The organism is Nocardia sp. XZ_19_385, assembly GCF_015355755.1.
Classification (GTDB): domain Bacteria; phylum Actinomycetota; class Actinomycetes; order Mycobacteriales; family Mycobacteriaceae; genus Nocardia.
Genome location: NZ_JACVEE010000007.1, coordinates 174,881 through 198,699, shown reverse-complemented (window position 1 = coordinate 198,699; position 23,819 = coordinate 174,881). Strand labels below are relative to the sequence as shown.

10 protein-coding genes are annotated in these 23,819 nt (G+C 65.3%); 8 read left to right on the top strand and 2 right to left on the bottom strand.

Features of this window, described 5'->3' with window-relative positions; translation table 11 throughout:
- Positions 1 to 1,587: 1,587 nt before the first annotated feature.
- Both IBX22_RS35690 and IBX22_RS37810 read right to left on the bottom strand, forming a co-directional pair.
- Positions 1,588 to 2,136 (bottom strand): SMP-30/gluconolactonase/LRE family protein, encoded by a 549-nt coding sequence (locus tag IBX22_RS35690; protein ID WP_255526596.1) that lies wholly within the window; start codon positions 2,134 to 2,136, stop codon positions 1,588 to 1,590.
- Positions 2,109 to 2,423, bottom strand: coding sequence for a hypothetical protein (locus IBX22_RS37810; protein WP_228540135.1), 315 nt, complete (start codon positions 2,421 to 2,423; stop codon positions 2,109 to 2,111). The genes IBX22_RS35690 and IBX22_RS37810 overlap by 28 nt, the downstream gene beginning before the upstream one ends.
- A 681-nt stretch (positions 2,424 to 3,104) precedes the next feature.
- Here IBX22_RS37810 and IBX22_RS35685 point away from each other — a divergent pair.
- The 8 genes from IBX22_RS35685 (at position 3,105) to IBX22_RS35650 (ending at position 23,789) form a co-directional block, all read left to right on the top strand.
- Positions 3,105 to 4,328, top strand: a complete 1,224-nt coding sequence (locus IBX22_RS35685) for a helix-turn-helix domain-containing protein (protein WP_194820240.1) — start codon at positions 3,105 to 3,107, stop codon at positions 4,326 to 4,328.
- 263 nt (positions 4,329 to 4,591) lie between these two features.
- Positions 4,592 to 4,843 carry an acyl carrier protein gene (locus IBX22_RS35680; protein ID WP_194820239.1) on the top strand — a complete coding sequence of 84 codons (252 nt, stop codon included), beginning with the start codon at positions 4,592 to 4,594 and terminating at the stop codon, positions 4,841 to 4,843.
- On the top strand, positions 4,840 to 6,057 hold the full coding sequence (locus IBX22_RS35675; RefSeq protein WP_194820238.1) for a cytochrome P450: 1,218 nt from the start codon (positions 4,840 to 4,842) through the stop codon (positions 6,055 to 6,057). The genes IBX22_RS35680 and IBX22_RS35675 overlap by 4 nt, the downstream gene beginning before the upstream one ends.
- Positions 6,054 to 7,052, top strand: coding sequence for a 3-oxoacyl-[acyl-carrier-protein] synthase III C-terminal domain-containing protein (locus tag IBX22_RS35670; RefSeq protein ID WP_194820237.1), 999 nt, complete (start codon positions 6,054 to 6,056; stop codon positions 7,050 to 7,052). The genes IBX22_RS35675 and IBX22_RS35670 overlap by 4 nt, the downstream gene beginning before the upstream one ends.
- The gene (locus tag IBX22_RS35665; RefSeq protein WP_309234926.1) at positions 7,046 to 8,662 is read left to right on the top strand and encodes a PfaD family polyunsaturated fatty acid/polyketide biosynthesis protein; all 1,617 of its coding nucleotides are present in this window, start codon (positions 7,046 to 7,048) and stop codon (positions 8,660 to 8,662) included. The genes IBX22_RS35670 and IBX22_RS35665 overlap by 7 nt, the downstream gene beginning before the upstream one ends.
- Positions 8,663 to 8,686: 24 nt before the next feature.
- Positions 8,687 to 14,611, top strand: a complete 5,925-nt coding sequence (locus IBX22_RS35660) for a type I polyketide synthase (RefSeq protein WP_194820236.1) — start codon at positions 8,687 to 8,689, stop codon at positions 14,609 to 14,611.
- Positions 14,608 to 22,017: a beta-ketoacyl synthase N-terminal-like domain-containing protein gene (locus tag IBX22_RS35655; protein ID WP_194820235.1), complete on the top strand. Its 7,410-nt coding sequence runs from the start codon at positions 14,608 to 14,610 to the stop codon at positions 22,015 to 22,017. Before IBX22_RS35660 ends, IBX22_RS35655 begins: the two co-directional genes overlap by 4 nt.
- Positions 21,918 to 23,789 carry a fatty acyl-AMP ligase gene (locus tag IBX22_RS35650; RefSeq protein ID WP_309234932.1) on the top strand — a complete coding sequence of 624 codons (1,872 nt, stop codon included), beginning with the start codon at positions 21,918 to 21,920 and terminating at the stop codon, positions 23,787 to 23,789. The genes IBX22_RS35655 and IBX22_RS35650 overlap by 100 nt, the downstream gene beginning before the upstream one ends.
- The last annotated feature ends 30 nt before the right edge of the window (positions 23,790 to 23,819 follow it).

The window sequence follows — 23,819 nt, the reverse complement described above, 5'->3', positions numbered from 1 at the left end:
CAGCGATGCGCGCCCACGCCCGCGCCACCCGCACCCGCCTGGTCGATGTGGCCCGCGCCGTCATCGAGCGCCACGCCGACACCACCGCGATCCTCGCCCACCCCCGCCCCAGCGCGCCGATCGGGCCAGAGACAACCGATATCGGGACGACCACCCCCGCCGCCTAGACCAGGTCACCGGGAAGTCAGGCCACATCAACTTGTGCCAATGCCGCTCGCGGGGCGCGGCTTTGGGTCAGGATCAGGGCCATGCCTAACCGGACGCCGGTAAGATGACTTTCGAGCCTGGGAGCGCCTAGATGTTTTGCTGCCCGGTGGTGTTGGTGCGGTGCCGGCCACACCGAACGGGAGACTTCCGCAACGTTGGTTCCCTGCCGGGAGACCGTTGGCCGGTTGGGGCACAACGGGTTCTGGATAGCGCAACGGGTAAAGCCCCCCGTGCCGATGCGTCGCCGCGAACTGCTTGCATCCCAAGACACGCCGGACTCACCTCGGCAACGGCAACGGCAACGGCCGATGGTGGCCGATCTTGTTGTCTTCCAGGCGCATCGGTCCCGGCGACGCCCACATCCGGTGCTAGCCGCGAGACCCCGCGTGCTGGGGTCCACCGGTCCGAACACCACATCCGCTGCGGTGTGGACGGAACACCAGGGTGTGCGGCCAACACCTCTCAGGGTTTGCGGGGTGTGTCCCACTGTCGTCGCCTCTTGCCCAGCAATCGCGCCACCAGGTGCCCGGCGGGGTGCTCTCAAATCGGCTGCCACCGTCGCGATTGGTGTGGCTCTCTAATTGGCTTGCCGCCCACCGGGTGCCGTGCCGGAGTGGCTCGAAAGGGGTCTCCCCCACGCTCGAACTAGCAATGCCCTCCCGGCACCGACACCACAAATAGAGCCGTCCCAGCGAGGAAACACCGATGCCCGTCATTATCGGAATGGATCCACACAAACGCATCGGCCACCATCGAAGCCATCGACCCCACCGGCCGTGTGCTGACCACCGGCCGATACACCCCCGACACCCCCGTCTACACCGAAATGCTCACCACAGCAGAACGATTCACCGATCGGATCTGGGCGATCGAAGGCTGCAACGGCATCGGCCGCCACCTCACCCACCGCCTGGTTCACAACGGCGAAACCGTGATCAACGTACCCGCGGACCCCTCAGCGCAGGTGCAACAGTCGAAAGACCGACCCGTCAACGCACACTCGGCCGCCCTGGGAGCGCTGCGGTCAACGAATCTATCCCGGGTCTAAGCGGATTCGACGCTGATCGCGCTGAGCATGCTCGCCGACCTCCGCGACGAACTCAGCCCGGCCCGCACCGATACCGTCAACCGGGTGCGCCGTCCGCTGCTGGAACTCCGATCACCTCGGCAGTACGTTTCCTCACCTCCGCCTTTGAACACGTCTACAGCGGGCCCATGGGGCGATAACCCTGACCACCACCGCTTGAACCTTTCCGCCCCTTGGCAATAGCCGGCACGTGCACGCGTCCATTCGCAGCATTGAACTGGTCGCCGAACGTAACCCGGCCGGGGCTGGCGCTCCCTTTCACCGAAGTGCCAGCACGCCTGGCCGATTTCCTTTCATCGCGCCGGCAAATAGCAGCCAAGGGTGCCCGGCTTCCTCGGTCCAGTGAGATCGAGTTCAAGCAGGCTGGTGTGCGGCCCGACCAGGTAGAGGAATTCGCCGGACTCCGCCGCGCCGGTAGCGCAGTGGAAGTGCTTATGACGGCCGTGAATCTGATCGACGATGCATCCGGACGGATCTATCGCCACGGCCCACACCGCAGCGCTTGGAGCAGGGTAGAGCCGTTCGGGTGCGTGCCACAGCAATCGACGCAACCAGGCCGGGCTGGTAGCCAGCCGATCCAGCGCTGGGCTTCGGGGGTTGCCGATCACCAGCCAGGCGCGACCGGCGGTGAAGCTGGAGAGGTTGGCGCAGAATCCTGGCAAGTTCCCGAATACGGTTTCGCGGCGGCCCTGCTCGGGCCCGGTTACCCGCAGCCGAGTCAAGCGGTGCGCACCTGATTCGGCGTACAGCAACGCCGACTGGTCAGGGGTAATTGCCAGGCCGACGGCCAAGTGCAGATTCTCGTCCACGATGTCTACGCGGCCGTCGGGGGTGCGGCGCAGTAGCCGTCCGGAAGGGTGGTGTTCGAGAAGGCCCCGCAGTAGTGCTCGAAATCGAAACGGGTTGTCGGCTCGGTGAACCAGATCGTGCCGTCGGCGGTTGCGGAGGCATAACAGCGCAGCGGCACCGTATCCACGTACTGGGTCAGGGATTCCACGTCACCGGAGTCGGGGTCGACGCATAGCAACCCACGGCGGGCATCGCACACCAGCAGTCGCCCGTCGGGCAGCATCTCCAAACCCAGCGGTCGTCCACCGGTGTCCGCGAATCCGTCCCCCCTCGGACGCAACCGACGGCGGCACCCGAGAAGCCACCGCAGTCAGACCGCCATTGACAGCCCCGCAGTTGGCAGATGGCCAACCGCGGCGTGCCGATGAGCGGAGCGATGGGGAGCGCCAGCAGTGGCGCTCCGACGAGAACCCTGAGACCGGCAACTGAGGCGCGGACAGCACGGAGCACCGTTGACTAGCGACTCACCGATGGGTCCGGCCCACAGGGCTCGATCCTGCCCATGTGCGTGTGTTGGAAAGCCCTGCCAGCCAACCAATCTGGGCGGGAAGACCCACGCCCGCCGCGGCAGACGACTGCGTTCGTTGTATGGAGTTGTCCATCCCCTCTTCGATGCCTTCGTCGCCAGACGGTGCGACAGCGCTGGCCCCAGTCATATATTTTCGCGCCCGAATGGACTCGCGCAGTAGGAAACCGACGGGTCCGCCTCTCTGTTTACCAATCGGCCGCGCTCAAACCGGGAAGGGGAAAGTCAGGAAATTTTCCAACGTCCGGCCAACAGTCTATCCGCCCCAGATCCCGCTGGTCACAATGAGGGGGATGCAGCGTTCGCCATGATTGCAATCATCGGCGCTTGGATTCATTTTAGATCGTATCGGTCTGGTCACAATGCAAGATATCGGCGTTTGTTGCGCGCGCATGACAAACGACTACGGCGGAACGTATCGGCAGGGGTTCGGTTATGAAGACTAGCGCTCTTGAAGTATGCGATCTAACTGTCGGCGAGAAGATCGAGCTGCGGCGCCGCAGGCGTGGGCTGTCACGCCGGGCGTTGGCCGAGCTCGTAGGACGGAGCGAGGAGTGGATGCGGCTCATCGAGACCGGCCGCCATCCACTCGACAGTGTGCGAATGATTCTGCGGTTGGCACAGATTCTGCGTATCGAGGACTACACCGAACTGATCGAGGTGGCGAAACCGGCTGTACGGCGCAGCACAGATGACGCGGAAGCCATGGTCGAAGTGATTGAGCCGACCGTCATCGATAATCCCGGAACCGGTGCCCTGCGCAGGGCGTGGCCACGGTATTCCTCCACCTCCGCGCTGGCCGCAGAGGTCCACCGATGCCAAGAAACCTGGGAGAACTCGCCGATCCGGTTTTCGACGCTCGCGCAACGACTTCCCATCCTTCTCGCGAATCTGCGCGCGGAAAATTCGGCTGCCGTGGCACTCGAACCGAGGGTTCGCGCTTATCACACCACCTGCCAGCTGCTGCGCCGCATCGGCGCGTCCGACCTGGCGTGGGTCGTCGCCGACCGAGCCGCCGAGAACGCGCTGCGTCACGGTTGCCAGTCCCTGATCACCGCCAGCGCATGGCATGTCGGAGCCACACTGTTGGATCTCGGTAGGTTGAGCGCGTGCGTCGAGTACTGCTCAGGTGCCGCCGGCGCCCTATCCGTCGAGGTACCGCAACGAGGCCAGAAGGCGGCACTCTGGGGTTCGCTGCATTTGCTTGCGGCCCGTGCCGCAACGATGAACAAAGACGAGGCGCGCGCCCAACGATCCCTTGCCCACGCCCGGGACGCGGCTCGCGCCTTCGGTAGCGGGGGCACGTATTGCGGTATCCCGTTCGGCCCCAGTGAGATCAACTTTGCACTGATGGAAACGGCTTTGTCCGGCCGCGATTTCGGTGAGGCCGTCCGCATCGCAGGGCAGGTGGATTTTCCGGAGCATTATCCGATCGCGGCGACCGCCAGGTACCACATCGCGCTTGCCTACGGGTTCGTCAACACCGGGGAGTACGTCGCGGCAACCCTCGCCCTGGACAAGGCGGCGACCGTGTGTCCCGAGGACCTGCGGTTCGACGCTGATGCACAACGAACGCTCTATCACCTGATGCGAAACAGTGGTGGCGGCCGACCGCGGCGCGAGATCAGCCGACTGGCGAAGCTGGCGCATGTGGGATAGCAAGCACCGCAGCAGAAGCTGAATGCGCCGGTTCAAATCTCGACGGTCCGTATACCCAAACCCCCTTTGTGTTCGAAGCCAAATTATGGCCCCGTGGGGTACGCCCAGTTTTCTGGGCAAATCTCGGGCGGCAGGTTCTAGCGTTGAGGTATCACAATCTCGAAAGGCACCCCACGATATCGACATCGGTTGCGTTACAAATTTATTCACGAAATCACGCCGTGCGCCATAAGCGCCTGCGGCGAGCCCCGAGGAGGCGCCACATGATGAACGAGTCAGCGGTTCTGGCGGTGGTGTGCCGACGGCTCGGCGAAGTATTGCGAATCGACGCAGAAGAAATACCGCCCGACATTCTGCTGATCGCCCTACCCGGGGCAGACTCACTTCGCCTCGTAGAAGTAATCGTCCGCGTGGAGGACGAACTGGGGATCGCACTTCTCGATCAAGAGAAGAGCCTTCTGGAAGTACGCACGGTTGCCGACCTGGCCCGGCTCGCGGCCGGAGCAAACCCATGACGCGGCTGGCACCGACTGTGGAGTTCGAAGCCTGGTCGAAGGCTGGCGATGCCTACGCTGCCCTTACGGCGGTGCGGGAGGCCGGCCCAGTGCGGCCGGTCCTGCTACCCGACGGACCCGAAGTGTGGCTGGTGACCCGGTATGCCGAAGCCAAACAAGCCCTATCGGATCCCCGATTGGTCAAGGATCTGCGACGGCTGCACCACGCCGATCACGGATTCGGCGGCCACCGGTACCGCGATGATGTCTTCGCGGTGTTCGGACGTCAGCCCGCCAACAGTGACGGCAAGGATCACAACCGATTGCGTATGTCGTATCGGCCATTCTTGTCACCGCGGGCGGTGCAACGGTGGCGCCCGGCGATCGAGAAATTCGCTGCCCAGCAGCTCGACATCCTGGCTCGTATCGATCGTCCCGATTTGCGTCGGGACTTCGCGGATCCGATAGCCGCCCGGGGGCTGGCGCATGTGGTCGGGATTCCGGATCGTCTCCTGCCAGCGCTGGCCAATCGTGCGCGGGAGGCCGTTACCGGCCTCCCGCCCGAAGAGATGGCCGTCATCAGTACCGATCTGATGGATCTGGTCATGGAGATCATCGCGGACAAACGTGCCCAGCCCGACGACACATTGATCAGTCATCTACTCGACCTGCATGCTTCGGGTCAGTGGACGCTGGCGGAAGTCGTCGGGGTGACCGTAGCCACGGTGACGGCGGGCCAGACGACAACAGCGACGCTGATCAGCGTCGGTGGGGCTGTCATCGCGGAGCAGCCGGGACTACGGCCTCTGCTCGGCAACCCGTCCACCACGAAGGACCTCATCGAGGAACTACTGCGCTATCGAGGGCCTGCGGTCAACGCGACCTGGCGATTCGCCCCTGTTGACCTCGAGTTGGGTGGTGTCGCTATTCCCGCCGGAGCGATCGTGCTGGTTTCTCTGGCGTCGGCGAATCGCGACCCACGCGCCTACAGCGATCCCGAGACGGTATGTCCACGGCGAGCCGAGAGCGAGCCGGCCCACCTGGGCTTTGGGCACGGGCCGCACTTCTGTGCCGGTGCCGCGCTGTCCCGGCTTGTCGCGGCGATCACGTTGCCTGCCTTGTTCGATCGCTTCCCACGGCTCTCGCTCGCTGTTGCCATCGAGGATCTGGAGTGGATCACCGCCGTCGTCGAGTGGCGGCCGACGGCCGTACCCGTCCGTTTGGAGCCGTCATGAAAATAGACGGCGTACATATCGCCGCGGCCACTGTTTGGCTCCCCGACCGAATCTCACAGTCCGAGGACGCGGTCGCCGAGGGCATCCTCGACGCGAGAGATCTGGCGCTCTGCCCGGCTCGGGCGGTACGCATCGCCGAGACCGGTTGCTGGGAAATGGGTATGGCTGCCTGTGTCGACTTGATCAAGGCTGGTGATGTCGATGCTGCCGAGATAGCTCTTTTGGCCTACGCGGGTGCGAGCTTGACCGAAGAAGACCCGTGGTCGCCGCCCCACCGCATCGCGCGCCTGTTAGGAGCTCGCGAGGCAGCCGCGCTCGGCATCTTTCAAATGTCGAACGGGGGCGCGGCGGCCGTGGGCCAGGCAATCGCCGCGTTGCTGCTGGAGCCCCGGAGCCATTGCGCGATCGCCGTTGCCAGCAGCGACTTCCGGAAGCTCCCGTACCCGCGCTGGGCCAGTGCCCCCGACGTGATCTACGGCGATGGGGCGGCCGCCGCGCTGCTCTGCGATCGTCCCGGCCCGTTCGTGGTGCGGTCGCTGTCGAGTGTCGGAAATCCCATGCTGGAAGCGACATTTCCGGTAGGGCACCCTTTTAAGCTCTCCGCAGGAGGCAAGGCCGCCAACGGTGGCTTCGCAACCAATGCTGCAGCCATACGCAAGGCCGTTGCGAAGGCCGTCGACCACGCGCTCGACGATGCCGCGATCGAGGCCGACGACCCGAGGATTGTTGCGGTCTACCCGACGAGGCTGGGGCGACTGGTTTTTCGCCAATGCGTCCAGCCGGCCTTGCCGGAACCGCTTCGCGGGCGCGGTGTCCTCTTAGGTGAGGAGACCGGTCACCTGGGTGCCGGCGACATGCTAGCCAACCTCGCTCACCTCATGGCCGACCGATCTCTGCCCACGGGGGCAGTCGCACTGTTGATCACGACCGGAGCGGGTTTCACCGCGAGCTGCCTGGTGGTGGAGAAGCTATCGATCGGAGCGCGCACGTGCTGACGAACAACGTATCCGGCACCAGCACCCGTCCACACTGGCACAGCGAGTCGGGCCGGCCGGCCTTTGATGCGCGCGGCATCGTCGCGGCCATTCGGGATCCGCGCGCCGAGCTCTGGGTACTCATCGACGGTGCGGGCCACCCGCCCGGTGTAGGCGTGAACGGCGAATTGTCGTTGTCGGACGATGGCTTCGAGGTCACCGGATGGCTACCACCGGTGTTTCCTGAGCAGTTGGGAGATCGTTCGTTCGCCGCCACCCACGGAGTCAGGTTCGCTTACGTCGCCGGCGAAATGGCCAACGGTATTGCCACGACCGAGCTGGTCGCTGCCATGGCCCGCGGACAGATGCTGAGCTTCTTCGGCGCAGCCGGGCTCAGTGTGCCGGCAGTGGAATCCGCTCTGAACGAATTGACTTCGTCCGTCGGCTCACGACCCAACTGGGGCGTCAACCTCATTCACAGCCCGTTAGAGCCGGGTCACGAGGAACGCCTGGTGGATCTTTTCGACAAGTACAACGTCGCCAAAGTTTCGGCCTCGGCTTTCATGGATCTCACCCCTGCGCTCGTCCGGTGCGCTGTCGCGGGATTGTCGACAGATCCCGCTGGTCGCCCGGTTCGTCGCCGGCACATATTCGCCAAGGTGTCCAGGCTCGAAGTGGCTGCTAAATTCATGTCCCCACCTCCGCCCGCGATGCTGACAGAGTTGGTCGCGCGAGGCGCTATCACCGAGCAGCAGGCTCAGTTGGCCAAGAATGTACCGCTCGCGACCGACGTCACCGTCGAAGCCGACAGCGGCGGCCACACCGACAATCGCCCTTTGACCGTGATTCTGCCTGCGGTCTTGGGATTACGCGACGAGTTCACCCGTCGATTCGGTTATACCGAACGCATCAGGGTGGGTGCCGCCGGTGGCCTGGGATGCCCGGCCGGAGTCGCGGCTGCCTTCGGATGCGGCGCCGACTATGTGCTGACCGGAACGGTGAACCAACGCTCGGTGGAGGCTGGCCTTTCCGACTCCGCCAAGACACTGCTGGCTGAGGCCGAGCTCGTCGATATCGTCATGGCGCCCGCGGCGGACATGTTCGAGTACGGCATCAAGGTGCAGGTGCTCCGGCGCGGCACGCTCTTCGCGGCCCGTGCAGCGCTGCTGTACCACGCCTACACCACCTACAACGACCTGCGTCAACTGCCGGCCGAGTTGCGCACCAAGATCGAACGCAGCATATTGCGGGCTAGCTTCGAGGAGGCTTGGGAGCAGACCCGGGAATTCTGGATGCACCGTGACCCCGAGCAGGTCGCCCGGGCCGAAGCGGACCCCAAACATCGGATGGCACTGGTATTCCGCGCCTATTTGGGCCGCTCGAGCCGCTGGGCCATCGCAGGTGATTCCTCTCGTGTCACCGATTACCAAATCTGGTGCGGCCCCGCGATCGGCGCGTTCAACCATTGGATCGCCGAGACTCCGCTGGCCGAGCCGGGCGCATGCACAGTCGTGCAGATCGCCCGAAACCTCTTGGAGGGCGCTGCGGTTGTCACCCGAGCGCAGCAACTGCGCAGTTTCGGCGTACCCGTCCCCCGCACCGACCTGTACGTGCCGCGGCTGCTGTCTTGACCGTCCTCCGTCGAAGGAACTCCCATGAGCGACCACCAGCAAATTCCGATCGCAGTAGTCGGCATGTCCGCACTCATGCCGCGATCGGATGGCATCGACGAGTTCTGGGCCAACATCGTCCAAGGGCGCGATTTGACCAGCGACGTGCCCGAATCGCACTGGCTCATCGACGACTACTACGACACCGATCCCTCTCAGCCGGACAAGACCTATTGCCGCAGAGGCGCATTTCTACCTGAGGTGAGTTTCGATCCGATTGCGCACGGCGTGCCGCCGAACATCATGGAAGCCACCGATCCAGCGCAGTTGCTCGGCCTCATCGTCGCGGACCGGTTGCTGGCCGATGTCCGCAGAAACGTATCGGGACCACTCGACCGCGAACGCACCGGCGTCATCCTGGGCAGTGGCGGCCTGGGCTTGATGGGCACGATGGATGCTCGCTTACAACGACCGGTCTGGCTGAAAGCGTTGCGCGAAGCCCGAGTACCCGAAACACACGCACTGGAAATCTGCGACCGGATCAGCGCGCACTATGTGCCCTGGCAGGAGGCCACGTTCCCGGGGCTGCTGTCCAACGTGGTCGCCGGCCGCATCGCCAATCGACTCGATCTGCACGGCACCAACTGCACCATCGATGCGGCGTGCGCGGGTTCGTTGGCGGCGGTCTACGCGTCGGTCAACGAGTTGGCGCTAGGCCACTCCGATCTGATGTTCACCGGCGGTGTCGACGCACTGAATTCGCCGTTCATGTTCATATGCTTCAGTAAAACCCCGGCGCTGTCCGCCACCGGTGACTGCCGCCCGTTTTCCGCCGACGCCGACGGGACGCTGCTGGGCGAGGGACTGGGAATGGTTGCGCTCAAACGCCTTTCCGACGCCGAGCGCGACGGCGACGCCATCTACGCGGTGATCCGCGGCATCGGCAGTTCCTCCGACGGACGCGGCAACGCCATCTATACGCCGGTTCCGCAAGGCCAGGCTCGGGCACTGCGGCGAGCCTACGCGGCGGCCGGATATGGTCCCGAGACCGTCGAGCTCGTCGAAGCACACGGCACCGGCACCCGTGTCGGCGACGCCACCGAATTCGCCGCGCTCCGAGAGGTTTTCACTGAGAGCGCTCCCGGCTCCCGCGGCTGGTGTGCGCTCGGCTCGATCAAGTCCCAGATCGGCCACACCAAGTCGGCGGCCGGCGCCGCGGGGCTGATCAAGACAATCCTCGCACTGCGGCACAAAGTTCTTCCGCCTTCCATCAAGGCCGACCGCCCGAACCCGGCTCTGCAGATCGAGTCCAGTCCGTTCTATCTCAGTACCGCGGCCAAACCCTGGGTACACAACACCGAACGGCCGCGCCGGGCCGCGCTGTCGAGCTTCGGCTTCGGCGGCAGTAACTTTCACGCCACGCTCGAGGAATACATACCCGATCGCGGTGGTCGCTGTGCTCCCCCGAGCCGTACCCTGTCCCATGAACTCGTCCTCGTCGACGCTGACAACATCGACGAGCTCGTTTCCCGCTGCTCCGAGTTGACGCGGGAGGAGTCGCTGCGGGAGCTCGCCCAAGCCAGTCAACAGGCCTTCGACCCTGCACGACGACATCGCCTCGCCGTGGTCGCTTCCGATATCGCCGATCTCCGAGACGGGCTCCACCGTGCCCTCACAGTCGTTCGGGCACAACCGAATCGATGTTTCGACGCGGGTGCCGTTTCCTATGCCTGCGGGACCGGGACAACCGGACCGATCGCCTTTGTCTTTCCGGGCCAAGGTGCCCAATACCCTGGCATGGGCGCCGAGATCGCGATGTCGTTCCCTGCGGCACAAGCAGTCTGGGATCGCACCGCCGCGCTCACCCTGGGCGACCAGCCGTTGCACGACCTAGTCTTTCCCCCGCCGCCGGCCGACGAGGCCGCTGGCTCGGCCCAACAGACGGCGTTGACCGATACGCAGTGGGCCCAGCCCGCACTCGCAGCCCACAGCATGGCTTTGCTGGCGGTCCTCGCCGAGGTGGGGATTTCCGCAACATGTTTCGCCGGCCACAGTGTCGGCGAACTGATCGCCCTGTACGCGGCGGGTGCGCTGACCGAGCGCGAGCTGCTACGCCTCACTCGCCGGCGCGGAGAGCTGATGGCCGCCGTCCCCGTTCCCGGTGCGATGCTGGCCGTCTCCACCGATGCCGGGCGAGCTCGGGACCTCATCGACGGCGCAGGCGTCGCCGAGGTGTGGCCGGCGAATCTCAACACGCCGGTGCAGACGGTGATCTCGGGGACCGAACCAGCGATCGCCACTATGGAGAAGGTGTTCGAGGCTGCCGACGTCACGACCCGCCGGCTGAAGGTTTCCGCAGCCTTCCACTGCCCCCTGGTGGGGCCAGCCGCAAAACCATTGCGGAAATTCCTGGACAACATCAACATCGTTCCGCCCACCGTCGACGTGTACGGCAACAGCAACGGCCATCTCTATCCTAGACAGCCGTCGGCGATCAAAGACAGGATCGCCGAGCAGCTGACTTCGCCGGTCCATTTCGTGGACCAGATCGAGGCCATGTATGAGGCCGGTATCCGAGTTTTCCTCGAGGTCGGCGCCGGCGATGCGGTTACCGCCATGGTCTCCGCAATTCTCGGCGAAAGATCTCATCTCGCTGTCAGTCTGGACCGCCGAGGCCAAGACGGCGTCGCGTCGTTGTTCGCTGCACTGGGTCGGCTCGCCACCAGTGGCCTGCCGGTCGACTTCGCCGCGCACTGGGCACCCTACCTCGCTCGAGAGGACGATGCCCCGAAGAAATCCGCTATGTCGCTCGCGGTCAACGGCGCCGCTTTCGGCCACCGGTATCCGCCCGCCGACGGTGCGCTGCCACCACCGAACCCAGAAACCACGATCTCCGAGTCCCCCACACCGGAACCCGCCCCCAAGCAGAAAGCGACAGAACACATGGACGATCCGCAGCAGCCGCGCCGGGACGACACCGCCGGATCGAATGGCACGCCATGGTTTCAAATCGTCGCCGACGCCCAGCGGCAAACCGCTGAAGCGCACACGAGCTTTCAACAAGCACTGGTCACGAGCCATCAGGCCTTCCTTCAGCTGGCCGAAAGCTCTATTGCACACCTTGCGGCGATCGTCTCCGCCGGCCCGGCGAGCGCGCCGGTGCTGCCCCCGCAGCAGCCCAACCCGGCATCGAGTACCGCACCAGCACAGCCCTACTCAGCTGCACCGGCCATCACTCAAGTCCCTGCGGCCGTGTCCAACGGCGCCGCCTCCGCAGCTCCGCCGACCGCGCCGCCGGACCTCCCTGCCGCCCTGGCATCTACTCCATACACCAAGTCACCGGCACCGGCACCGGTGCCGACGAATGGGAAAACACCTGCACCGGAGATCAATTCGGGGGCCAGTCCGAGTTTGGAGCTGCTGCGCGAGATACTGGCCGACAAAACCGGTTACCCCGCTGAACTACTCGGCGGGGACATGGATCTGGAGTCCGAGCTCGGCGTGGACTCGATCAAGAAAGTCGAACTGCTGGCGGCAGTCCGCTCTCGCGCTCCGGGGCTGCCCCCATCGGATTCACCGGAGATGGCAGAGCTGTTCAGGTTGCGCACCCTCAACGCGATCGTCGACCACATCTCCGCTACCAACGCACGCGCCCGTGCGGCCGCACCAGCCGTGGCGCACACGACCGCAGACGGTGGTGAGGCCTCCGGCTCACCACCAAATACGTTGCGGCGTTTCGCCTTACGAAGCATCACCGCACCACCCTGCGGTCTCACTCTCGCTGGACTCGGCGACGCACCTGTGCTGGTAGTCGACGGCGGCAGCGGCCTGGCCTCCGCTGTCGCGACGGCACTGACCGAGCGCGGTATCACCGCTACCGCTGCCGAGCAATCCCCAGTCCCGAGGAGCGCGGTGGTGTTACTGGGCGGCCTCGCCCCAATCTCCGGCGCCGATACCGCACACCGCACGCTCCTCGACGCGTTCCATTGGGCGCGCTCGGTAGCTGCGGTCATGGAATGCGACGGCGGTGTCTTCATCACTGTCCAAGACACCGGCGGCAGCTTCGGGTTGACCGAATCCGACTGTGACCGAGCTTGGTTGGGCGGCCTCGCTGCGCTGACACGAACCGCGGCCCGAGAATGGCCCAAAGCTTCGGTCAAAGCCATCGATTTGGCCCGAGCCGATCGCAGCCCGGAGGTCATCGCCGAAGCCATTGCGACCGAGCTGACTATCGGCGGCCCGAGCCTCGATGTCGGCTTGTCGGCAGCCGGTGCCCGCACCACGGTCGGATTGGTCGAAGCACCCAAGTCCGGCGTCGCAGCACCTGCCGTAACCACGGAATCGGTCCTCGTCGTCACGGGCGGCGCGCGAGGCGTAACCGCCTCCGCGCTACACGATTTGGCAAAAGCTACGCGTCCACGGCTAGCCATCTTCGGACGCACACCACTTACCGAGGAGCTCCCGGGCCTGTCCTCTGCTTCCGATAAATCCGCGATGATCGCAGCCTTGGCTGCCCGGCCCACGAACGACGGAGCCACACCCGCGCAGCTGAACGCCGAGGCCACAACTATTCTCGCGACACGACAGGTCCGCCACAACCTCGCCCGGCTGCAAGCTACCGGAGCCGATGTCCGCTACTTCCCGGTCGACGTGACCGACCGTACGGCAGTCGAATCCGCGTTGCACCGGGTCCGCGAGGAGTGGGGCCCGGTCACCGGTCTACTGCACGCTGCGGGTGTTCTCGCCGATAAGCGCATCACCGACAAGACCGACGATCAGTTCGAGGCCGTCATGGCCACCAAAGTCGAAGGCCTACGGGTGCTTCTCGAGGCCCTCGCCCGGGACCCGCTGCGCCTGCTGTGCGTGTTCTCTTCTGTGGCAGCACGATTCGGCAACCCCGGGCAGTGCGACTATGCGATGGCCAACGATGTGCTCAACCATGTCGCCGCGGCAAACACCCGCACCCGGCCAGGGTGTGTGGTTCGCGCCATCGGTTGGGGGCCATGGGACGGCGGCATGGTCACCCCCGAATTGGCTGCGCATTTCGCGCAGCGGTCGATCCCCCTCATCGCACCGGCCCTCGGCGCCGCGGCGTTGGCCGCGGAACTCACCGAAGAACCAGCCGACACCCAGGTCGTGATCACCGCCGGTGACGGCCCTCTCACACCGGAAGCCGAGCTGCGTGCAACTGTACGGCTCGGTGCCCCCCGCTACGCGCCGCTGTCCGATCATGCCATCGCCGGGACCCCGGTACTTCCCGTGGCGATGGCGCTGACCTGGTTCGCCGGGCTCGCGTCGGCGTGGCAGCCGCAGAGTCCGACCCTGGTGCTGCGCGACGTCACCGTGCTGCGCAAAGTCGTTCTCGATGCCGACGGTCCGAATCTCACCTTGAGCGGGGTACCCGATGGCACGGGGTTCACGATGCACCTGGCCGATGGCAGACCGACTCCCTGCTATCGAGCACGCGCCATGAAAGCCGGCGTGTTCAGCGCTGAACCATCCGCCTGGACCTCTCCCGAGGATCTCCAGCCGCTACCACGGCCACATCTCTACGACGGCGACCTGTTGTTCCACGGCCCGCGCTTCAGGGCTCTCACCGGTTCGGTGCTGCTCGGGCGCAGCGGAGCCACCGCGGAAATGACCGGTGTGTATGGGCTCGGCTGGGCGCGCAACCAGCCCTGGATCGTCGACCCGGCGGCGATCGACGGACTGTTGCAACTGGCCGTGGTGTGGGCCGAAAGAGCTCTTGGCGCAGCAACATTGCCGATGGCTGTCGCCGATTTTCGGGCTTACCGGCTCGGCCCTTGCCACGGGAGGCTCGAAGGACGGCTGCGATCGACCGATGTCGCCGACGAGCAAGCACGATGTGATGCGGCGCTGGTCGATTCAGCCGGGGCCATGCTGATCGAGTTGCTGGGCATCACGCTCGTCACACGACCGGATCTCGCCTCGGGGAAGGAGCGGTCGTGACCTTCGAACCCATCGCAATCGTCGGACGCGGCTGTGTACTTCCCGGAGCGCTCGATCCATCGGCGCTCTGGGACAACATCCGTCATGGCCGCGTGAGTCTGTCGACTGCGAGTGCGGATCGGTGGCGGCTGCCAGAGGATTGGGCCGACTCCGGTCTCGTCACACCGATTCCCGGCATCGGAGGATTCGTCCACGGCTTCGACGAGGTCTTCGATGCGACCGGTCTCCAGGTGCCCACCGAGCAAGTTCTGGCGTGGGATCCCGCAGTGCAGTGGGTAATTCACGCCGGCAGATCCGCGCTGCGGGAAGCCGGGTACCCGACCGCTCCCGCCATGAGCGGCCTCATTCTCGGTAGCCTGGGCTACCCATCGCGGACACAGGCCGCCTACGCCGAGCACATTTGGCAGGCGGGCCTGCCCGCCCGTTCGCGATGGATTCCCGAACCAGAACTTGTCGATCCGCGCCAACGCTTCTGTTCGGGCCTGGCGGGCCGGTCGGCGGCGCGCGCACTCGGTGCCGACTCCGATGTCCTCGTTGTGGATGCGGCCTGCGCCTCATCGCTGTACGCGATCAAACTTGCCTGCGACCGGCTCCACGACCGCAACGCCGACTTCATGCTCGCCGGAGGCGTGAGCGGGGCCGACAACCTGTTGATCCACCTCGGCTTCGCCGGACTCGGAGCGCTGAGCAGATCGGGACGCAGCCGCCCGTTCGACCAGGCGGCCGACGGCCTGGTGCCTGCTGAAGGGGCCGCTGTAGTCGCGCTGATGCGTCACGAGGACGCGATCTCCCACGGCCACACCGTGCTCGGTGTCATCAGGGCTATCGGCCTCTCCAACGATGGAGCGACCCGAGGTTTGCTCACCCCGGCGCAGTCGGGGCAGAAACAGGCGATGCGTGCCGCGTACCAGCTCGCGGGCCTGGATCCGAAGTCCGTGACGCTGCTCGAATGTCATGCGACGGGCACGACCGTCGGCGACGCCACCGAAGTGGCCAGTGTCGCATCGATCTTCGGCGGCTGCCCGGACCTTCCGCTCGGCTCGGCAAAGGGAAACCTGGGTCACCTGCTCACAGCAGCAGGCGCGGCAGCCCTGCTGAAAATTTTGGGCGCTATCGAGGCTGGCGAGCGCCCGAGAAGCGTCGGAGCGGACGCTCCCGTCGACGAGCTGGCCACGCGACCGCTGCGCCTACTCACCGCGAACGAACCCTGGGACGGACCACGACGGGCGGCCATCAACGCATTCGGCTTCGGTGGCAACAACGCCCATCTGGTGGTCGATGCCCCAGACCTTGTTACCCGCCCGGTATCGGCGCGGGCCCCGCTCAGCCATCGTTCGGAGATCGCGATCGTCGCACTCGGCGCGCGAGTCGGCGACGGCGCGTCCGCGGCCGATCTCCGGGACGCAGTGCTCGCAGGAAGAGGCGTGCCCCGACGTGCGAGCCTGGATCTCCGCCTGGATGGTTTGCATTTTCCTCCAAGGGATCTCGACGTCGCGCCCGCGCAGTCACTCGTTCTCGAGGCCGCACGGGAAGCAACCGCCGGCATACTCCTGCCCGGCAATACGATGGTGCTGATCGGGATGGGCTGCGACCCGGAGGCCGCCCGAGGTCAGGCCGGAGTCCGCCATGCCAGCTGGGCCGCCCACCACGGCGAACGACATGAGACGACAGTCGATTTCGGCGCCGATTTCTCCGCGGCGAGGGTGGTCGCGGCGATGGCCAATGTCTACGCGAACCGCATCGGCTCCCAGCTCGGCCTCACCGGGCCGGCGTTCGCCGTGTCCGCCGAGGAGGCGTCCGGGCCGACCGCGCTCAGGCAAGCGATCCGCGCTCTGCGAGCCGGCGAGGTCGAGGCGGCTGTTGTCGGCGCGGTCGACCTGTCCGCGGAACCGGTGCACAGCGCGGCGATGCGCGCCGTGCAGGACGAGGCCGAACCCGGCGACGCCGCGGTTGTGCTAGTCCTTAAACGACTGTCCGACGTGCAGCGCGACGAAGACGACGTGCTCGCCATCCTCGAGCCGGAGACACCCACAGCGGATCTGTCCGTCGGGTTCGGCGCGGACTTCGATCCGGCAGATCTGTTCGGCAGCGCGCATGCCGCCAGCGGCCTGCTCGCCGTGGCCGTGGCGGTCCTGGCGCTGCGACATCGCGCTCGGTTCCGAGCCGGGTACAGGGCCGATCCGGCACTGGCAGCCGAGACCGCAGAAGCGATCGTCCCCCAGCTCGGCGGACCGACCACTCGCGTCTGCTTGCGCGCGGGGAACCGTGCCACCACCGTGGCTCGACGCCGTGAAGTCCATGTCTTCTCCGGCACGGACGCGCCGCAGGCGCTTGCCGCATTGGAGTCCGGCCGGCCTAATCATGACGGCCCGGCCCGCATCGCGGTATGTGCGGAATCGCTGGCCGAAGCGCAGGCGCGGGCCGCGGCGGCGCGCGGATGGCTGTCGGATGGCGGCCCACGCCCTGCGGGCATGGCGTTCCGGGCTGCTCCGCTCAGCGGTGAAACGGCATTCGTGTTCACCAACGGGTCTGCGGCGTATCCCTGGATGGGCCAGGAGCTGATGCTCGCCCTTCCAACTCTGATGGACGCTGTGGAAACCCGTTTCGGTGACCTGTCGTTGGCAGCGGGCTGGGCTTACCGTGAGCCCGGGAAGCCGGCCGGAGCCCTCGATCAGATCCAGGCGGTCACAGTCTTGGCGGCGTTGCACGCGGAGATCGCGCGCAACGTGCTCGGCCTTGGTCCGTCGGCTGCTCTCGGATACTCCTCGGGAGAATCAACCGCGCTGCTGGTCATGGGCGCGTGGACCGAGCCCGAGCGGATGAACACGGAATTCCGGGACAGCGAGCTCTTCTCGCGCGATCTCGCCGGTGAGCTCCGAGCGGTGCGTGAACATTGGGCGGCCGCAGGGATCACCGGGCATCAGTGGAGCACGTACCTGGTCTCGGCGACAGCGGAGCAAGTCCGGGCGGCCCTCATCGACCGACCCGCTGTCCATCTGATGGCCATCACCTCACCGGAGACCTGTGTACTGGGCGGCGAGGCCCACCAATGTCAGGCAGCCCTTCGGGATCTCGACGCGTCCGCAGTGATCGCCGTCGACTACGACATCGTCGCGCACGCACCCGAATTGGCTGCCGTGGCCGGCCAGTGGCGCGACCTCCATCTCCAACCGACCACCGACATCCCCGGCGTCCGTTTCTACAGCGGCGCGACCGCCGAGCCCTACCGCCCCACGCCCGAGCGCGTCGCCCAAGCGATCACCGACCAAGGGCTCGGCACCATCGACTTCGTCGCGCTGATCGAACGGGCCTACGCTGACGGAGCGCGGATCTTCATCGAACACGGCCCATCGGCGCTGTGCACAGGTTGGATCAAACGGATCCTGGGCGACCGTGACCACCTCGCGGTCGCATGGGACGGCGGCCACGACCCGATCACCAGCTTGTACGCCGTGCTCACTGAACTCGCTGCAGCAGGCGTCGCGATGGACTTGGCGGCGCTATCTCATCTCCTACACGACCGGCCCTCCGCGCAACACGTCGGAAAACACCTGCAGATCGCCGCGCACCCGGACACGATCCGCCCACGGACCAACCTGAACCCAGCCACGATGGCCGCCGCGCCCCAGTACATCGAGTTCGCTTCGGAAGAACACCTTTCGAGGCCGGTAGCGCGAACGGCGCCAGCAGTCGACGCGAACGTTCACACCTTGGCCGCAACCCAATTCCGGCTGATGGCAGCGACACACGCTCACCATCTCGCATTGTGCAGCGAAGCCCACACACGCTTCCTCGCCCACAGCGACCGCCTCGCGCAGCTTCTGCGGCCGCACGCCACGAGCTCGGGCGAAGTCCCCCCTCCGACAGCACACCCGGGCCCCACTTTCGATCGTGCCGATCTCGAATTCCTCGCTACCGGACAGGTTTCCGAACTCTTCGGTCCGGCCTTCGCAATCCAAGACGGCAACGTTCGGCAAACCCGAATGCCATCACCACCGATGCTGCTGGTCGACCGAGTCACCGGCATCGACGCCGAACCAGCCACCCTCGGCACCGGCACGATCTGGACCGAAACCGACATTCGGTCCGACAGCTGGTATCTCGATCAGACCGGGCGGATACCGCCCGGCCTACTGATCGAGGCCGGTCAGGCGGACCTGCTGCTGATCAGCTGGCTCGGTGTGGATCTCGCCAACCGCGGCGAGCGCGTGTATCGGCTTTTGGGCTGTGAGGCAACCTTTCACACCGCGCCGCCGACTACGGGTACCACCCTCGATTACGAGATCCGCATCGTCGATCACGCCGAATACGGTCGGCAGCGCCTGTTCTTCTTCGAATACGACTGCCGCGCAAACGGTATGCGCCAGCTCAGCATCAGGCACGGCCAAGCCGGCTTCTTCAGCGACGCAGAGCTGGCCGCGACCGGTGGCGTGCTGTGGCACCCCACCGATCAGATTCCGGACGAACCGACCGATCCTGTCGCCATCGACTGCGGCCGGTCGGCTTTCAGCCATTCTGACGTCGCTGCGTTCGCCGACGGGCGACCGGCCGACTGTTTCGGACCGGAATGGGACATCACGCGCAGCCACGTCCGCACTCCGCGAATCACGGCCGGCCAGATGCTGCTGCTGGATGAAGTAACCAGCTTCCAAAGCAAAGGCGGGCCCTGGGCTCGCGGATATCTGCGCGCCGAAAGGACGATCACGGCCGATGACTGGTTCTTCGCGGGCCACTTCCACAATGACCCGTGCATGCCGGGAACGCTGATGTTCGAAGGATGTATGCAGGCAATGTCGTTCTATTTGAGTGCCGCCGGGTTCACCGTCGGCCGCGACGCGTGGCGGTTCGAGCCGGTCCCCGACCAGCCGTACAGCATGCGATGCCGCGGTCAAGCCGTACCCGCCAACAAGCGAATGGTGTACGAGGTGTTCGTGGCCAGGCTCGCCGGCGGGCCGTATCCGACACTCGAAGCCGACGTGCTGGTCAGTGTCGATGGAGTCAAATCTTTGCATGTACGGCGGCTTGCCGTCCGGCTAGTGCCCGATTGGCCGTTGACGCATTGGCGCGACTCAGGTCCCGCGACGACCCAGCGCACTGGAGACCTCGTGCCGCTCGCCACGCTCGGCGGGCTGGCCGGCTGGACCGAGGCCGAACCCGTGGCCGAGATCTCCGGGTTTCGCACCGGCTATCCGTCACTACTCGCCTGTGCCTGGGGGCCCGGCAGCCAAGCCCTGGGTCCGGCGTGCAGCCGTTTCGACAGTGGTCTGGTGCGTGGTCCCCGCCTCCCCGCCCCGCCCTACCTGGCCATGACACGCGTCAGCGACGTCACCGGCCCCTACTGCGGATTCGAGATCGGAAGCAGTGTCGTCGCCGCGTACGACGTGCCGGATGAAGCGTGGTACTTCACGGAGAGCCCGGCGGGGGTGATGCCGCTCGCCATCCTGATGGAGGTCGCGCTACAGCCTTGCGGCTGGCTCGGCGCCTACGCCGGCAGCATGCTGCGCCTCGACGCCGAGCTCTTCATCCGCAACCTCGACGGCAGGATCGTCGTGTCCGCACAGGTAGCCCCGACCGCCAAGAAGATCACTACCCGAGCCGAACTTCGATCGATCGCGGAAATGCGGGGCAGCATCATCCAGTCCTACGAGATCCACTGCGAGCTGGATGGCGTCACCTTACTCAGTGGCACAACGACTTTCGGATACTTCACAGCGGAAACGCTGGCGCAGCAGGTTGGTTTGCCGCCGACCGACCGCGAACGGGTGCACCTGACAGAACCCTCCGACTACCGCAGACCTGCTCTTCGGCCCGGCATGGCGGACTCGATGCTGCTGATGCTCGATCAAATCACCGGCTACTGGCCTGCCGGGGGAAGGGCTGGGCGGGGGCGGATCCGAGCGGAAAAACAGGTCGACGCGGGCGACTGGTTCTTTAAAGCACACTTCTTCCAGGACCCGGTAATGCCAGGCTCCCTCGGTGTCGAAGCCCTCTCCCAACTCCTCCAATGGCTCATGCTGGAGAGAGGTTTCGACCAGGGGCTGATCAACCCTCAGTTCCAGCCGGTTGTGCTCGATGAACCGTTCACCTGGACCTATCGCGGACAGATACGCCCCACCGACGCCTTGATCACACTCGAAGCAGAGGTCATCGACGTTGTGGACGACGCACCCGACGCGTACACGCTCTACGCCGAAGCCTGGCTGTGGGTAGATGGACGCCGGATCTACCATCTGCCCAGGCTGGGAATGCGACTCCGATCGGGACCGCCACCCACCGAAATACGAGAACGCTTCACCCTGACCAACCACCGCTGGCTGAACGATCATCGACCGACCTTCACCATCCCGACGCTGCCCATGATGTCGGTGATCGACCGACTGTGCGATGCGGCGAATCGTTACGTCGGACAACCGATCACCGGCGCAACCGAGGTGACGCTCACCAATTGGATCCCCCTGCCCGCGATGCTCCGCACCCGGGTCACCGGCCCGGCGGAGGCACCGGTCGTCACCATGGCGACATGGCGAGCGCAGTCCCGCACCGACTTAGCTCGATTCCAGGACGCCGCGACCGCAGTGCTCACCACGTCCACCCGGCCCCGGCCCGCCCCGTTCCCCCCGTTGAGCGACCTCGAGCCTGTCGATGACCTGTACGGGTCCGGGTCGTTATTTCACGGAGCGGCGTTCCACTACGTCACCGACCTCCGAACCGGGAGTTCAGGCGCCACAGCCACATTAGATGTTGATAGCGGCAGCGTGCCGCCGAGCTACCTGCCGCACGGACTGCTCGACGCCCTCACCCATTTGACCCCACACGACCGGATGGAGCGGTGGAGCGACCGAATCCGGCCGGGGTGCGTCGCCTTCCCACACCGCGTCCGAGACCTCCAGCTCTATGAGCCGGTCCCGGAATTCGGCAAGTTGCGCGGCGAAGCGCGGTTCGCGGGTTTCGACGAGGACATGCCGGCCGTCGATCTCCAGTTGATATCCGGCGACCGGGTTTTGGTAGCTCTGCGATTGGTGAGCCGACTACTACCGATAGGCGGCTTGTCTCGGGCCACACCGCAGCAACGCCGGGCCTTCCTCCGTGACCGAGAGCCCGCCGACGGCGTCGGGCTCTCGGTCACCGATGACGACGGCTGCACCATCCTCGAATCGGCGACCGTACTGATGTGGGATTCCCTACCCGGAACTATGGAACAGATATACGGCCTGTCCGCAGATATCCGCGGAGCTCAGCGAGTCGCGACCATCGCGATGAAAGAGCATGTCGCGCGACTGAGCGGTGTACATCCCCACCGAGTCCGATGCAATCTCACGACCGGACGCTGCCGCACCGAAACACGCTCTTACACAGTAGTACTCGACCACCGACCCGCCGAAGTCCGAGTGCGGACGGCCCGCTGAGAGAGGTCCACTCAATGAAAGTCGACTCGATCATTTCCAGTCTTTTGCGCTGCGCACAGGACACACCGTCGAAGACCATGTTTGTTTTCGTCGGGGATGACGGCCAGGACCGAGAAAGCGTCACGGCAGGCGATCTCGTCAACTCTGCGGACCGGATCGCGCACGCACTCCGCGAGTTGGGTGTGCGACCAGGCGATCGAATAGTCCTGGTGTATCCGCCGTCGCTGGAGTTCATCCGCGCTTTCACCGGTTGTCTCGCCGCCGGTGCGGTTCCGGTGCCCGTGTGCCCACCCGATCCCATGCGACCCGCCACGATGAACGCGCTCCAGAACATCATCGACGACTGCTCCCCCGCACTCGGATTGACCGATAAGCTCTACCACCAGTACCTGTCCGCGGATAGGCAACGCCGATGGGAACGGACCGACCTCGAGCTGGATTCCGGTACCGGCCCGGACGACTGGCATTTTCCAGCGCACCCAGACGTCGTGGCGCTACTCCAATACACCTCGGGTTCGACGGGCGCTCCACGCGGGGTCATGATCAGCCACGGCAATCTTGTCACCGAAACCCGTAGCAACGCTGACGCCCTGGGCGCCGAGCAGGGAATTAGAGCGGTCGGCTGGGTGCCCCACTTTCATGATCTCGGACTGATCAGCTTCATCGTCAGCACACTGGTGGGAACGTGTACCGATCCCACCTATCTGATGTCTCCATTGACGTTTCTGCGCCGACCGGCGACGTGGTTCGACGTGATGGACCGGGTCCGCGCCACCCACACGGCCGCGCCCGATTTCGGATATGCGCTCGCAGTACGCAAGACAACACCCCACCAACGAACGGGATGGGATCTCAGTTCGTTGCGGATTGCCATGTCGGCAGGAGAACCCGTCCAGGTCGCGACGATCACGGACTTCGTAGATTCCTTTTCCGTCAGCGCTTTCCGTCCGGAGGCGTTCTACCCCGCCTATGGGCTCGCCGAAAGCACGGTGAGCGTCTCCATGGGCGGAGGCACCCAGCTCCAACTCGACACCGATCAGCTCCAACTCGGCCACGCAGTCCCCGCACCAGCCGGCAAGGGTCTGACCTACATCGGATCGGGGCGGATCACCAAACCCGGGGCACGAGTGCGCATTGTGGATCCGCGCACGCGTATTCCATGCTCCGACAGCGATATCGGTGAAATCTGGGTCGACTCTCCCACGAACGCACTCGGGTACTACAACCGGCCGGACGAAACGCGAGACAGCTTCCAGGCCACCACCGACGATCCGGCCGACGGACGACGGTACCTGCGCACGGGCGATCTGGGCTTCTTTCGCGACGGCCAGCTGTACGTCACCGCACGCTATAAGGATCTCATCATCATCCGCGGGCACAACATCTACCCTCAGGACATCGAAAACACCGCCGCGGCAGCGCATCCAGACGTGCGCACGGGCGGAGTTGCCGCGTTCGGCGTTCCCTCGCAGGGCGACGAAGAAGGTCTCGCACTCTTTCTCGAAGTATCCACGGAAATGCCGCGTGCCGGTGCGGCTGAAGATGTCGTGACCGCTGTCATGTCGGCGATTCAACGCGCGCACGGAATCCTCTGCCACGCGGCCGTAATCGGCGGTAAGGGGCTCGTGCACAAGACGACGAGCGGGAAGGTGCGGCGAAGCGCCTGCCGCCAGACCTATCTCGACCACGCACTGCCACCGAACTCGGTCGAAGTGACCACACGAGAGTTTGTCCCCGGCCCCAAGAATATTTGGAAATCTGCACTCAGTTGAGTTTACGCTCGAAACACACCCAGGCGAAAG

Bases quoted from the DNA above. Each gene is read 5' to 3' on its own strand.
- IBX22_RS35650 (WP_309234932.1), top strand. From the start codon at position 21,918: ATGCAATCTCACGACCGGACGCTGCCGCACCGAAACACGCTCTTACAC.
- IBX22_RS35660 (WP_194820236.1), top strand. From the start codon at position 8,687: ATGAGCGACCACCAGCAAATTCCGATCGCAGTAGTCGGCATGTCCGCA.
- IBX22_RS35685 (WP_194820240.1), top strand. From the start codon at position 3,105: ATGAAGACTAGCGCTCTTGAAGTATGCGATCTAACTGTCGGCGAGAAG.
- IBX22_RS35670 (WP_194820237.1), top strand. From the start codon at position 6,054: ATGAAAATAGACGGCGTACATATCGCCGCGGCCACTGTTTGGCTCCCC.
- IBX22_RS35675 (WP_194820238.1), top strand. From the start codon at position 4,840: ATGACGCGGCTGGCACCGACTGTGGAGTTCGAAGCCTGGTCGAAGGCT.
- IBX22_RS35680 (WP_194820239.1), top strand. From the start codon at position 4,592: ATGATGAACGAGTCAGCGGTTCTGGCGGTGGTGTGCCGACGGCTCGGC.